General features: G+C 65.1%; 10 protein-coding genes. 8 read left to right on the top strand and 2 right to left on the bottom strand.

Features of this window, described 5'->3' with window-relative positions; translation table 11 throughout:
- Positions 1 to 68: 68 nt before the first annotated feature.
- The 6 genes from DJFAAGMI_RS02880 (at position 69) to DJFAAGMI_RS02905 (ending at position 6,932) form a co-directional block, all read left to right on the top strand.
- Complete coding sequence (locus tag DJFAAGMI_RS02880) at positions 69 to 1,256, top strand: branched-chain amino acid ABC transporter substrate-binding protein (RefSeq protein WP_211455865.1); 1,188 nt, start codon at positions 69 to 71, stop codon at positions 1,254 to 1,256.
- A gap of 60 nt (positions 1,257 to 1,316) precedes the next feature.
- Entirely contained in the window at positions 1,317 to 2,708 is a 1,392-nt protein-coding gene (gene tadA / locus DJFAAGMI_RS02885) for a tRNA adenosine(34) deaminase TadA (protein ID WP_211455866.1), read from the top strand.
- A 278-nt stretch (positions 2,709 to 2,986) separates the two neighbouring features.
- A complete protein-coding gene (locus DJFAAGMI_RS02890) occupies positions 2,987 to 4,036 on the top strand; it encodes an LD-carboxypeptidase (RefSeq protein ID WP_211456706.1) in 1,050 nt (349 codons plus the stop codon).
- A 156-nt stretch (positions 4,037 to 4,192) separates the two neighbouring features.
- Positions 4,193 to 4,648 (top strand): hypothetical protein, encoded by a 456-nt coding sequence (locus DJFAAGMI_RS02895; RefSeq protein WP_211455867.1) that lies wholly within the window; start codon positions 4,193 to 4,195, stop codon positions 4,646 to 4,648.
- Positions 4,645 to 6,444, top strand: a complete 1,800-nt coding sequence (locus DJFAAGMI_RS02900) for a hypothetical protein (RefSeq protein ID WP_211455868.1) — start codon at positions 4,645 to 4,647, stop codon at positions 6,442 to 6,444. Before DJFAAGMI_RS02895 ends, DJFAAGMI_RS02900 begins: the two co-directional genes overlap by 4 nt.
- Before the next feature lie 122 nt (positions 6,445 to 6,566).
- On the top strand, positions 6,567 to 6,932 hold the full coding sequence (locus DJFAAGMI_RS02905; RefSeq protein WP_114862272.1) for a SpoIIAA family protein: 366 nt from the start codon (positions 6,567 to 6,569) through the stop codon (positions 6,930 to 6,932).
- 64 nt (positions 6,933 to 6,996) lie between these two features.
- Here the strand turns inward: DJFAAGMI_RS02905 and fusA are convergent, their stop codons facing one another.
- On the bottom strand, positions 6,997 to 9,129 hold the full coding sequence (fusA, locus tag DJFAAGMI_RS02910) for an elongation factor G (protein ID WP_211455869.1): 2,133 nt from the start codon (positions 9,127 to 9,129) through the stop codon (positions 6,997 to 6,999).
- Between the two features lie 255 nt (positions 9,130 to 9,384).
- Between fusA and DJFAAGMI_RS02915 the strand changes: the two genes are divergently transcribed.
- A complete protein-coding gene (locus DJFAAGMI_RS02915) occupies positions 9,385 to 9,633 on the top strand; it encodes a hypothetical protein (protein WP_043004447.1) in 249 nt (82 codons plus the stop codon).
- 35 nt (positions 9,634 to 9,668) lie between these two features.
- Here the strand turns inward: DJFAAGMI_RS02915 and DJFAAGMI_RS02920 are convergent, their stop codons facing one another.
- Positions 9,669 to 10,061: a hypothetical protein gene (locus tag DJFAAGMI_RS02920; RefSeq protein ID WP_211455870.1), complete on the bottom strand. Its 393-nt coding sequence runs from the start codon at positions 10,059 to 10,061 to the stop codon at positions 9,669 to 9,671.
- Positions 10,062 to 10,245: 184 nt separating this feature from the next.
- On the opposite strand from DJFAAGMI_RS02920, the gene DJFAAGMI_RS02925 reads away from it, so the two are divergent.
- Complete coding sequence (locus DJFAAGMI_RS02925; protein WP_249333735.1) at positions 10,246 to 12,804, top strand: penicillin acylase family protein; 2,559 nt, start codon at positions 10,246 to 10,248, stop codon at positions 12,802 to 12,804.
- Positions 12,805 to 12,821 lie beyond the last annotated feature (17 nt).

Genomic DNA, 12,821 nt, shown 5'->3' on the forward strand with positions numbered 1-12,821 from the left:
ACACGCATGAGGTTCCGGTCTGGCGTAGGCTTGCATGCCACAGCCTTCCGCTTCATCAAGGAGAAAGCATGTCCATGACTGATCGCTCGGCCCAGAGCCGCCGTGTTCGCACCTCGTCTGCCCTGAGCCTGGCGCTGGCCGCCGTGTCCCTGTCGTCCGTTCATGCGGCGGAATTGGAAAAGCCTCTGGTGGTGCGCATCGCCCACGGCGGCCCGGTTTCGGGTCCCATCGCAGCCCTGGGCAAGGATGAGGAGAACGGTGTGCGCATGGCGATTGATGAGCTCAATGCCCGCAAGCTGCAGCTGGGTGGTCGCCCGGTGCAGTGGAAGCTGGAGGCCGGCGACGATGCGGGCGATCCCGGCCAGGCCACGGCGTTGGCACGCCGCTTCTGCGACAAGAAGGTGGCGGCCGTGGTAGGGCATCTTCAGTCGGGCACGACCTTGCCGGCGGCCAAGATCTACAACGACTGCGGTATTCCCAATATCACCCCTGCTGCCACCAACCCCGCGATTACCGAGGCCGGCTATGACGACACCTTCCGCGTCATCGCCAATGACCGTGCCATGGTCAATGCCTTGCTGGACTATGCCGTCAAGCATCAGGGCGTCAAACGCATCGCGATCGTGGACGACCGCACGGCCTATGGGCAAGGCATCGTGAAGCTGTTTGAAGCCGCAGCGGCCGAGCGCGATGTGCAGATCGTCGACAAGCAGTACACCAGCGACAAGGCCACTCAGTTCTCGTCCATCCTGACCGCCATCAAAGGCCGCAAACCCGATGCGATCTTCTTCGGCGGGCTCGATGCACAGGCCGGGCTCATGCTGCGCCAGATGTCGCAGCTGGCCATGAATCAGGTGAAGTTCCTGGGCGGCGATGCACAGTGCTCGGAGCGTTTGCCTGCCATGGCCGACAAGGTGCCGGCGCTCAAGAACGTGGTTTGCGTGATGAGCGGCAGCTCCCTGGGCAATATGCCAGGCGGTCTGCACTGGAAGCAGAAGTACGATCAGCATTTTCCCGGCCAGTATCAGGTCTACAGCCCTTACGCGTATGACGCAACCATGGTGCTTGCCAAGGCGATGCTGAGTGCCGATTCGGCCCAGGCCGAGGCGTATCTGCCGCGCCTGCGCCAGACCCGCCACGACGGGGTGACGGGCACGATTGCCTTTGATTCGCAGGGCGAGTTGCAGAATCCGCGCGTCACGCTCTACGGCTATGACTCCGGCGAACGCAAGGAACTGGTGATCAGCGGCCATTGAGCGGCGCTGATCTTTTCGAGCAAATGTCATTCGGGCCTTGTCTGTCAGGCGCATAGAGCTATGAATCAAGATGCTTCCGTGCACGAACACTTCATGCGCCAGGCGCTGGAGCAGGCGCGCTGCGCCGCCGCCTGCGGCGAGGTGCCGGTGGGGGCAGTGGTCATCAAGGACGGGCAGGTCATAGGCCGTGGCCATAACAGCCCGCTTTCGGCCCAGGACCCTACGGCCCATGCCGAGGTGCAGGCCCTGCGCGAGGCGGCACGGACCCTCGGCAATTACCGGCTTGAGGGCTGCACGCTGTATGTGACGCTGGAGCCTTGCACCATGTGCAGCGGCGCCATGCTGCATGCGCGTGTGGACGCCGTGGTCTATGGTGCGGCCGAGCCCAGGACTGGCGCGGCGGGATCGGTGCTCGATGTCTTCGGTTACTCCGCCATCAATCATCAGACGCGGGTGCTGCGCGGCGTGTTGGCTGCGGAATGCTCGGCACTGATGGCGGAGTTCTTCCAGCTGCGACGCCAGGAAAAAAAGGCTCAGCAGCCGCATCCGCTCAGGGACTGGGCGTTGCGCAACGCCGATGAGGCGTTTGCCGGCATGCCGGACTGGCCCTGGCAGCCGCGGTGGCGCAGCGACCTGCCGGCGCTGCAGGGCCTGCGTTTGGCCGTGGTCGATGAGGGGCCCGAGGACGCCGCGCTGACCTGGCTGTGTCTGCATGGCAGCCCGGGCTGGGGCTATGGCTTCCGGCATTTGCTGCCCGATCTGCTGGCCGCCGGTCATCGTGTGGTGGTGCCCGATCTGCCGGGTTTTGGCCGCAGCGACCAGCCCAAGAAAGACAAGCAGCACAGCGCGTCATGGCATCTGCAGATCATCACCGAGCTGATCGAGGCGCTCGACCTGCGGCGGCTGGTGCTGGTTGGGCAGGGCGATGGCGGCCGCCTGGGTCTGGCCGCCGCGCAAGCCCTGCCTGAGCGCTTTGCCGGCGCGTGGCTGATCGATACCTGGCCGCTGAACACGCAGCCGCAGCAGCGTCAGCAATGGTTTGAGCAGGCAGCGCGCAAGCCGGCCTGGGATGTGGCCAGGGCCATGGCAGGACTGGAAGGGCTGCACACAGTTGTGGATGCCCAAGGGCCTGAAGAGGCCCGCGCCTGGAATGCCCCGTTTGCGCAGCCCGGCCATCGGGCTGCACTCAAGGCCTGGCCGCGCCTGCAGACCGAGCTGACGGCGCCGCCTGCCGATCTGCTGCAGCAATGGGCGCAGGCCGGCAAGTTGTGGCTGCAGCCCGCCGCCACCCAGCAGCCCGTGTCTGCCGCGCAATGGCAGGCAGCCTGGCTGCAGGCCGTGCCGCAACTGGCGGCACAGTCCGGGGTGTGGCGGCAAACCCGGCCTGGCGCTCCGGTTCCTGCAGCGTGGCAGGGCGGCGGTGCAGCGGCTGTGGAATACTTTGCGCCGTAGCCCGATCGGCCAGACCGGCGGAGCAAGCATCTTAACCAGGACTTATGCAAACAAGAATGCAACAAGGGCTCGCCTTCCGAGGCGGTCGCCCGGCCTGAACCTGTTTTGCGTAAGTCGTATGAACTTCTGAATCTGCGGATTCACCCACTTTTCACGGAGCATGCGGCCGGTGGCCGCATGAAAAGGCTTTGGCAACCTCGCGCAAATCCCCTGCATCCACTACAACGCCCCAGCACCACGCCCATTCGCACGGGCAGGAGCCTGCCCAACAGGCACATGTGCATGACGAGCACTGCAGCCATGAGCACGGCCACCACGATCATCACGACCATGTGCACAGCGCCGATGGCAGCTGCTGCGGTCATGATCACAGCCATGGTGGCAAGCATGTCTATATCTATTCGCCTTCGGGGGCGGTGCGCGACAAGGCGGCCTTCAAGCGCGGCATCAAGCAGCTGGAGGCCCTGGGCCACGAGGTGGAGGTCGACACCGATGCGCTGGCCAGCAGCCAGCGCTTTGCGGGTGACGACGCCACCCGTCTGGCCGCTATCCATCGCGCTGCCGCCAGCGGGGCCGATGTGGCGCTGATTTCGCGCGGCGGCTACGGTCTCACGCGCATCCTGCCGGGCATCAAGTACAAGACCGTGGCCAAAGCGATTGCGGGCGGCACCAAGTTTGTCGGCCTCAGCGACTTCACGGCTTTTCAGCTGGCCATGCTGGCGCAGACCGGCTCGATCACCTGGGCCGGTCCCGCGCTCAACGCCGACTTTGGCGTGGACAGCAAAAAGACGGGCGAGCCCGTGGACGACATCATGCTGGACTGTTTCGAGGACCTGCTCAGCGGCCAGGGCGAAGGCGCGGGCTGGCAGATGCCCAGGATTGGCGAGCTGCCCAATGGCAAGCCCCAGCTCAAGGACTTCTATGTTCCCGGCGGAGCCACCTTGTGGGGCGGCAATCTGGCGGTGCTGGTGTCCCTGCTGGGCACGCCTTACTTCCCCCAGGTCGATGGCGGCATTCTGTTCATCGAAGACGTGGGCGAGCACCCCTACCGGATCGAGCGCATGTTGACGCAGCTGCTGCTGGCGGGCGTGCTGCAAAAGCAAAAAGCGATCGTCTTTGGCCAGTTCACCGAATTCAAGCTCACCACGCATGACAAGGGCTTCAAGCTGCAGACGGTCATCGACTGGTTGCGCATGCAGCTCAAGCGCCCCGTGCTGCAAGGTTTGCCCTTCGGCCATGTGCCCACCAAGGTGCTGCTGCCGGTGGGGGCACAGGTGTCGCTGTCCGTGGAAGGACGGGATGCGCTGATCTATTGGGGACATGTCTGAGGCCAGACTGCCGCTGAGGCTGCCTGGGTGTAGCGAACATGGCCTGCGCCTTCTGCTGTGCCTAAGCGATCTCTGTTTTGATAGCTTTAAACGTAGGCTGCATATAGGATAAGAGCCGATCTGGCTTGTATTTTTGAAATCGGGAAGGACGCACGCATGGGCAAGGCTGCACTGCAGTGGACCGAGAAAATGCTGACCCGCCTGGGCCAGGAAAAAGACTCGGTGCTGGCCGAGCGCTGGGGCACATCGGCCAAGACGGTCAACCTCAAGCGCAATGCGCTGGGCATTCCGGCTTATGGGCATTTCCAGTGGACCCCGCAAGCGCTTGCTCTGCTGGGCCAGGAGGCTGATGCCGAGGTGGCAAGGCAGCTGGGCATCAGCAAGGCCAGCGTGGTGGCCAGGCGTACCGAGCTGGGTATTGCCTCGGTGACGGGCGCTGTTGCCAGCAGTGCTTTTGACTGGTGCGACGAGGCAGTGGCTTTGCTCGGCACCGCGTCCGATGCCAGGATTGCCGAGCAACTGGGCCTGAGCCGCCTGACGGTCTACAACGCTCGCATCGCCAGAGGGATTGCCGCAGCGGGGCGGGGAGCGGGCAAGAGCCGCGAGTCATGAACAGCGCTGGTGCGCCAGTGAACGCGCCGGGGTTGCCCCGGCCGCAGACCCTGCTGCGCGCGGTATTGCTGGGCTGGCTGTGGCTGGCGGCCCTGGCCGGCTTTTCCCATCTGCTGACGCGCTTGCCGCCCTGGGGCTGGCTGCTCGCCGTCCTGCTGCTGGTACTGTTGCCAGCCTGGGGGCATTGGCTGCTCCTGATGCTTCGCAAAAAGCTGCTGTGCTTGCAGTTCGCGCCGCAGGGGCATATCGGCCGCTGGCTCGGCGGCGGCTGGTGGCCGGCCTGCAAGGCATTGGCACTGGCCTTGCTGCTGTGCACCAGCTCGCTCTGGCAGGCATGGTTTCTTGCGCCTTGGGAATGGGCTCTGCTGGCGCTGGCTCCCTTGCTCCATGTCTTGCTGGCCTGTGGCATGCAGCTGGGATTGAAGCGAGAGTTTTCATCTACGGCCTTTGCCTGGGCCTTCACCCAGCGCGCTGCTAGCTGGCTGCTGCTGGTGCTTCTGGGCGGCGGCTGGCTCTATGGCATGGCCATTCAACAGGATATGGGGCGGGCGCTGGCGACCGGCATGGAGCCTGACGCGCTGAATCTCGCTCTGGCCCAGATTCACGCAGCGCCCTCGGGGCTGGTGCGCTGGGGGCTGGATGCCCTGTTGGCCGTGCAGCTGGCGAGCGGGGCCATGGCCGACCTGCCTCAGTTGCCCTTGCTGCGCCTGTTGCTGCTGGCACTGTTTGGCCCGGTAGGCGTGCTGCTGTGCCTGGGGCGCGCCATGCAAGGGGCATCGGCTTCCTCGGCCCTTCTGCTGCAGGCCAGGCCTTTGGCGGCAGTGCGCAATGCCGTACCTTCGTCGGCCGCGCCTTTGCTGGCACTGGTTGCCGTGCTGGTGCTGGGCATTCTGGTGCAGACCACGGCAGCCCTTGACGGCCTGGCCCGTGCCCAGGAGAGCCCGCTGGCGCTCAAGCGCCTGCCCGAGTGCGAGCGCATCGGGCAGCAACTCTACAGTCTCGGCACGCTGGACGCCACCCGCCAGCAGGTTCTGCAGCTGCTGGGCCGGGCCCAGGCCGGACAGGCCCTGTGCCAGAGCATCCCGGAGATGGGCCGGCAGCTGGATGCCGCCGTCGAGCGCTATCTGGACTGGTATTTCAGCCTGGGGGCGGAGTGGGGGCGCATCCTCAGTCTGCTCACGGGCGATGTGAGCCAGTTTCTGCAGAACAAGCTCAGCGAAACCCTGGGAGCCACGCCAGGTCTGGAGGGCTGGGTACAGACTCTGCAAAAGCAGGCATTGAGCAGCGGCGCTGCTCTGGCCGAGGGCCAGCAGCGCATCGAGGAAACCCTGGCGCGTCATCATCTGGCCCTGAGTCCCGGGCAATGTCTGGTGCGTACCGAGGTGGCCAGCCTGCCTGCGCTGGAGCTGCTGGGCGATGCACGCCAGCGGCTGACGGCCAGCGCCCTGGTGGGCACGGGGGGCGGTGCTTTTGCCGCAGCCGTCGCGGGTAAAGCCATGGCCAAGGCATCGATGAAGGCCGCCGGCAAGGTGCTGGCCAAGGCCGCTGCCAAGCAGGGTCTGGGCAAGGCCGGGGCAGCGGTAGCCGGTGCGGCGGTGGGCTCCGTCGTTCCTGGTGTAGGCACGGCCGTGGGGGCGGTGGCGGGAGCGGTTGCCGGTGTGGTGCTGGGCGTGGGTATCGACTGGGCGGCACTGTATGCCGAAGAGCTGCTCACGCGCGACGCCATGCGCGCCGATCTGCGTGCCGCGCTGGGCGAGCAGCTGCAGGGCCTGAGCAGGGCCATGGGCTGCCCCTAGTCGACTTCGCAGGCGGCCCGATGCTGCGTCAGGAGCCGTGAAAACCTGTGCTGCGGGTGCTGTCTAGGGCTGCATTCCCGTGAGCCCAGGCGTACAGTGAAGTTTCGCTGCAGGAGTTGCATATGCTCAATTACTCCCTCATGAAACCCGAAGGCATTCTGCTACTGGAGCCCCATGGGCCCCTGACCGAGCAGGATTTCGACGGCGTCAGCCAGGACGTGGACGATTTCCTGGCCGAGCATCCCAAACTACATGGGGTGATGATCCAGTCCAAGGACTTTCCCGGCTGGGAAAACTGGGCCGGCTTCAGCGCCCATATGGGCTTTGTCAGAGACCATCGCCATCAGGTGGAGCAGATCGCTCTGGTGACCGACAGTCATCTGGCGGGCATGGCCGAATTCGTCGGCAGGCATCTCACGCATGCCGAGGTCAGGCATTTCCCGTTTACCGAAGATGCCATGGCCATGCAGTGGCTGCATGCAGCCTGAGCTGCCTGTCTGAACCAGTCCGGCAACTCTGCCGCCGAGCTGCGGCCGAGTTGCCTGGATCAGCCTAGCCCTGTTTTCGGTGGCCGCTTGTCGCGCTCGAAGCAGTCGCACCGGCGGCTACCTGCTGCGGGGCCTGTGCGTAGCGCTTGAACTCCATGGTGTAGGTGGCGCGGCCCTGAGTCATGGAGCGAAGGTGGGTGGCATAGCCGAACATTTCCGATAGCGGCACCTCGGCCCTGATGGTCTTGCCGTCGCCCGCCATATCGTCCATGCCCTGCACGGCGCCGCGGCGCGAGGACAGGTTGCCCATCACCGCGCCCGCGTATTCCTCGGGCGTTTCCACCTCAACGGCCATGATGGGCTCCAGAATCACCGGATCGGCTTTTCTGCAGGCCTCCTTGAAGCCCAGGATGGCGGCCATGCGGAAGGCCTGCTCCGAGGAGTCCACCTCGTGGTAGGAACCGAAGGTCAGCCGCACCCGCACATCGACCACCGGGTAGCCGGCCAGAACGCCCGAGTTCATGGCTTCGCGCAAGCCTTTTTCCACGGCGGGGATGAATTCGCGTGGGATCACGCCGCCCTTGATTTCATCGACGAACTCAAAGCCCTTGCCCGATTCCAGCGGCTCAACGGTCAGCACCACATGGCCGTACTGGCCCTTGCCGCCGGACTGGCGCACGAACTTGCCGTCCACATCGCTGACTGTCTTGCGAATGGTCTCGCGGTAGGCGACCTGGGGCTTGCCCACATTGGCAGCCACATTGAATTCGCGCCTCATGCGGTCGACGATGATTTCCAGGTGCAGCTCGCCCATGCCGGCAATGATGGTCTGGCCCGACTCCTCGTCGCTGCTGACTCTGAAGGAAGGGTCCTCGGCGGCAAGGCGTGCCAGCGCCAGGCCCATTTTTTCCTGGTCGGCCTTGCTCCTGGGCTCCACGGCCTGGGCGATCACGGGCTCGGGAAAGGAGATCTTTTCCAGCACGATGGGCGCTTGCGGATCGCACAGCGTCTCGCCCGTGCTCACGTCCTTGAGACCTACGCAGGCCGCGATGTCGCCGGCGCGGATTTCGTCGATCTCCTGGCGCGCGTTGGCATGCATCTGCACGATGCGGCCTATACGCTCCTTTTTACCGCGGGTCGGGTTGTAGACCAGATCGCCCTTGGCCAGCACGCCCGAGTACACGCGTACAAAGGTCAGCTGGCCCACGAAGGGGTCGGTCATGAGCTTGAAGGCCAGGGCGGCGAATTTCTCGTCATCGCTGGCATGGCGTATCAGGGTGGTGCTGGCACTGTCGTCTTCGCTATGACCTTCGACGGCAGGGACATCAAGCGGCGAAGGCATGAGCTCGATGATCGCGTCGAGCAGACGCTGAACGCCGCGGTTCTTGAAGGCCGAGCCGCAGAGCATGGGCTGAATTTCGGTGGCAATGGTGCGCAGGCGCAGACCGGTGATGATGTCATCGGCATCAAGATCGCCGCTGTCCAGGTATTTCTCGGTCAGTGCTTCATTGGCCTCGGCTGCAGCCTCCACCATCTTCTGGCGCCATTCCTGGGCACTGGCCAGAAGTGCAGCGGGGATCTCCTGGTACTCGAACTTCACGCCCTGGGACTCGTCATCCCAGAAGATGGCTTTCATCCTGATGAGGTCGACTAGGCCGTGAAAATCGGCCTCGGTGCCGATGGGAATGACGATGGGCACGGGGTGGGCCTTGAGGCGGTCCACCATCATCTGGCGTACACGAAAGAAGTCGGCCCCCACGCGGTCCATCTTGTTGACGAAGGCCAGGCGCGGCACCTTGTACTTGTTGGCCTGGCGCCATACGGTCTCCGACTGCGGCTGCACGCCGCCCACGGAGTCGTAGACCATCACCGCACCATCGAGCACGCGCATGGAACGCTCGACCTCGATGGTGAAGTCCACGTGTCCGGGGGTGTCGATGATGTTGATGCGGTGGGCCGGGAAGTTGTGCTCCATGCCCGACCAGAAGGCCGTGGTGGCCGCCGAGGTGATGGTGATGCCGCGTTCCTGCTCCTGCTCCATCCAGTCCATGGTGGCAGCGCCGTCATGGACTTCGCCCAGCTTGTGGTTGACCCCGGTATAGAACAGTATGCGCTCGGTCGTGGTGGTCTTGCCGGCATCGATATGCGCGGAGATGCCGATATTGCGATAGCGTTCTATGGGCGTGTGGCGAGCCATGATGACCTCCCTGAAACACAGTTCTGAAACTGAAGTGCCGGCACCACGGCCGCGGTGCCGGCAGGCAGAGGAAACGCACCGGAAATACTAGAGAGATGGCTACAAACTCACTGCCAGAGTGGGTATGACTGGCGGCTTACAAACAGCGGTGGCAAGACCAGGCCCCGGGCAAAGCGCAAGGCTTTCGGCTCGGCCGCGTCTGGCTTTCTCTCGCATCTCGCATTCAAAGGCCTTGCGGCCAAAGGACTCCTGGACATGACAGAGCAGAGCATTCAGACAGCCGCCCACAAGATGGTCTACATCCTGGTGGTGGAGCAAAGCTTGCGTGCCGGCGAAGGCATGAGCGAGCAAGTGCTTGCCGCCGACCTGCAAAAGCATGGCATCGGTGAAGGCGAGCGCCAGTCCGCGCTGGACTGGGCCGTCGGCAAGGGTTGGCTGGAGAAAGCCGAAGGCGGTGAGGTACGCCTGACAGAAGCCGGCTTCGACATGAATTTCACGCAGTAGCGGCAGGCGTCGGGCAGCGGCCGCCGCCCCGGCGTCTACTCCAGATAGATGCCTTTTTCCTTTTTGCGTGCCCGCATGCCGGTGCGCAGGAACAGCTCGCTGCCGCCTTGCACGGCCAGGGGCTGGCCGGGCTTGCCGCCGTCCTGGGCCAGGTGGGCATCGGCGCGCGCATTCCAGTGATCCAGCAGGTCCTGCAGGGCAAGGCGCTCCGCTTCGTTCAGCTGCGGATGCTGCTCCAGGAACTCCTGCAGATACTGGCGCGCATCCTGCTCCAGCTGCTCGCGCGTGGTCGCCAGCGAGATATAGCTGATGTCATCGTCGCGCCCGCTGGTATGCGTGCCCAGCAGATAGCAGCCGATATAGTCGCCCCGGGGCTGGCCCACGGCCGGGTCCTGGCTGAGTTTCTTGAACAGACTGAAGGGCCACATGCGTTGAATTCCTTGGGACTGACGCAAACAGGGAAGCACGACAGGCATGGAGCGCCATGCCTGATCCGAATCTGCGTAAGTCGTTTTCCTAACACCGGGCCGTGGCCCAAACAGGTATTGTCGCCCATGGCTGGACGCGATCAGCATGTGGATGTTGCGCACCGGACGCATTACAAGAGGCGATATGGGAGACATCACTTCGGCGGCAGAACCTTCCGCCCACCCCTGGCGCAGGCGCACATGGCATCTGGCGGCTGCGGCCTGCGGACTGGTTTTGCTGGCAGGGGCCGCGCTGGCGGTCTATGGCGTGCGGGCCCAGCCGCGCCTGGGTGGCAAGCTGGTTCTCTCCGGGCTTGAGCGCAGCGTGTGGGTCAGGCGCGACGACTCCGATGTCACGCATATCAGCGCCGACTCGCCGCAGGATGCCTGGCGGGCCCTGGGCTTTGTCCATGCGCAGGAGCGCGGCTGGCAGCTGGAGTTCAACCGCCGTCTGATGCAGGGGCGGCTGTCGGAGACTCTGGGCCCGGCCACGCTGGAGCTGGACAAGCTGATGCGTGCTCTCGACATTCATGGCGCGGCGCGCCGCCAGTATGCGGCGCTGCCGCCTGCCGTGCAGGAAGCCTTGCAGGCCTACAGCCAGGGCATTGCGGCCTTCCATGCCAGGCCCGTTCAGGCTGCCGCGCCGGAGTTCCTGCTGCTGGGCACCCGGGCCGGCAACTGGGAGCCTGAAGATACCGTGGGCTGGGCGCTGATGATGGCGCTGGACCTGGGCGGCAACTGGGGCAACGAGTTTGCGCGGTTGAATCTGCTGCAAGTCCTGAGCACCGAGCAGCTGTGGCAGCTGATGCCGGCCTATCCAGGCGAGCCGCCCGCGACGGCGGTGGATCTCGCCAGCCTGTACCGCCAGCTTGGTGTCTACCGGGAGGCGGATGCCCAGCCCAAGGTGTCGGCGCAGGCCGGGCAGATTCAATCAGCCTTGCAGCAATGGGCGGCCTCAGTGGCGAGGGATATGGGCACGAATGACGGACTGGGCAGCAATAACTGGGTGGTGGCCGGAAGCAAGACCCGAAGCGGCAAGCCCTTGCTGGCCAACGATCCGCATCTGGGGCTGAGCGCTCCGGCCATCTGGTATTTCGCGCGTCTTCAGTCGCCCCAGGGCCGGGCCGGCGACGGCAGCGTCCTGAGCGCGCTGGATGTAACGGGTGCCACCTTGCCCGGCATGCCCTTCGTGGTGCTGGGCCGCACGGCGCAGGTGGCCTGGGGCTTCACCAACACCAACCCCGATGTGCAGGATCTGTACCTGGAGCAGATCAACCCGGCCGATCCCGGCCAATACCGCACGCCCACGGGCTGGGAAAATTTTGCCGTGCGCGAGGAGGTCTTCAAAGTCAAGGGCCAGAGCGATGTGAGGGTGACGCTGCGCAGCACGCGCCACGGCCCCGTGATCAGCGATGCGCAGCGGCAATACGGCAAGGTCATCAACACCGACCGCTATGCGCTGGCCCTGCGCTGGGCGGCACTGGACACCGACAACCGCACGGTGGAGGCCGGCCTCAGAGCCAACGGCGCGCAGACCGTGGCCGAACTGTTCGAGGCGTTTTCCATCTACCACTCGCCCATGCAAAGCATTGTGGCGGCCGATGTGCAGGGCCATATCGGCTTCAAGGCGGCGGGCAGGGTGCCGGTGCGTGCGCCCGACAATGACTTGCGCGGCGTGGCGCCGGCGCCCGGCTGGGATGCGCGCTATGACTGGCAGGGCTGGCTGAGCTACGAGCAGACGCCGCAGGACGATGGCGCTGCGCGTGGCTTTGTGGCCACGGCCAACCAGCGCGTGACGGAAGCCGGCTATGCGCATTTCCTGACCCAGGACTGGAGCCTGCCCTATCGCCACCAGCGCATAGAGCAGTTGCTGGCGGCCGGCAGCCAGCATGATGCGGCCAGCATGGCGGCGATCCAGAACGATGTGCAGTCCCTGGCCACCCGGGCCTTGCTGCCCGTGCTGCGCAAGGCCCGATCGAGCCATGCCCTGGCAGCGCAGGCACAGCAACTGCTGGCGGACTTCGACGGGCAGATGGAGCGGGACAGGCCCGAGCCACTGATCTTCTCGGTCTGGGCCGACGAGCTGACGCGCGCCCTGGTGATTGCGCGCATTGGCGAGCAGCGCTTTGCCATGAGCTACGGCAAGCGGGACTTCCGCGCCGGGCTGGAAGGGATCCTCGCGCGCAATGACGCCTGGTGGTGCGCGCCGCTGAGCTGCGAGCAACAGGCCGGGCAGGCGCTGACCCGCACGCTGGACAAGTTGCAGTCGGCCTACGGCAATGATCCGCGCCAATGGCGCTGGGGCGCTGCACATGCGGCGCTCAGCGCGCACAAGCCTCTGGGCTCGGTGGCGGCACTGGCGGGGGTCTTCAATGTGAGCGTGGCCTCGGGCGGCGACACCTATAGCGTCAATGTCGGGCAGTACAACGCCAACCCGCCGCCCTCCGATGCCAAGGGACCGCTGGCCGGACGTTTTGTCAGCCGCCACGCGCCCTCGCTGCGCGCCATCTACGACCTGGGCGATCCGGAGTCCTCGCAGTTCATCTACCAGACCGGGCAGAGCGGGCTGGCGCTGTCGGCCCGCTATGCGGACATGAGTGCGGAGTGGGCCGACGGCCGCTACCGAAAGCTGCAAATGCAGCCGAGGCGCTGGCGCCATGTGCTGGAGCTGCAGACCGAACAGGGCGTGGATGGCTATAAATAAGTGAGCTTGTAGCGCAT

This window comes from Comamonas brasiliensis, assembly GCF_018292285.1.
Classification (GTDB): domain Bacteria; phylum Pseudomonadota; class Gammaproteobacteria; order Burkholderiales; family Burkholderiaceae_C; genus Comamonas; species Comamonas brasiliensis.

Excerpts from the sequence above, each read along its gene's own strand:
- DJFAAGMI_RS02905 (WP_114862272.1), top strand. The coding sequence starts at position 6,567 with ATGCTCAATTACTCCCTCATGAAACCCGAAGGCATTCTGCTACTGGAG.
- DJFAAGMI_RS02900 (WP_211455868.1), top strand. The coding sequence starts at position 4,645 with ATGAACAGCGCTGGTGCGCCAGTGAACGCGCCGGGGTTGCCCCGGCCG.
- DJFAAGMI_RS02920 (WP_211455870.1), bottom strand. The coding sequence starts at position 10,061 with ATGTGGCCCTTCAGTCTGTTCAAGAAACTCAGCCAGGACCCGGCCGTG.
- DJFAAGMI_RS02915 (WP_043004447.1), top strand. The coding sequence starts at position 9,385 with ATGACAGAGCAGAGCATTCAGACAGCCGCCCACAAGATGGTCTACATC.
- DJFAAGMI_RS02925 (WP_249333735.1), top strand. The coding sequence starts at position 10,246 with ATGGGAGACATCACTTCGGCGGCAGAACCTTCCGCCCACCCCTGGCGC.
- fusA (WP_211455869.1), bottom strand. The coding sequence starts at position 9,129 with ATGGCTCGCCACACGCCCATAGAACGCTATCGCAATATCGGCATCTCC.
- tadA (WP_211455866.1), top strand. The coding sequence starts at position 1,317 with ATGAATCAAGATGCTTCCGTGCACGAACACTTCATGCGCCAGGCGCTG.
- DJFAAGMI_RS02880 (WP_211455865.1), top strand. The coding sequence starts at position 69 with ATGTCCATGACTGATCGCTCGGCCCAGAGCCGCCGTGTTCGCACCTCG.
- DJFAAGMI_RS02895 (WP_211455867.1), top strand. The coding sequence starts at position 4,193 with ATGGGCAAGGCTGCACTGCAGTGGACCGAGAAAATGCTGACCCGCCTG.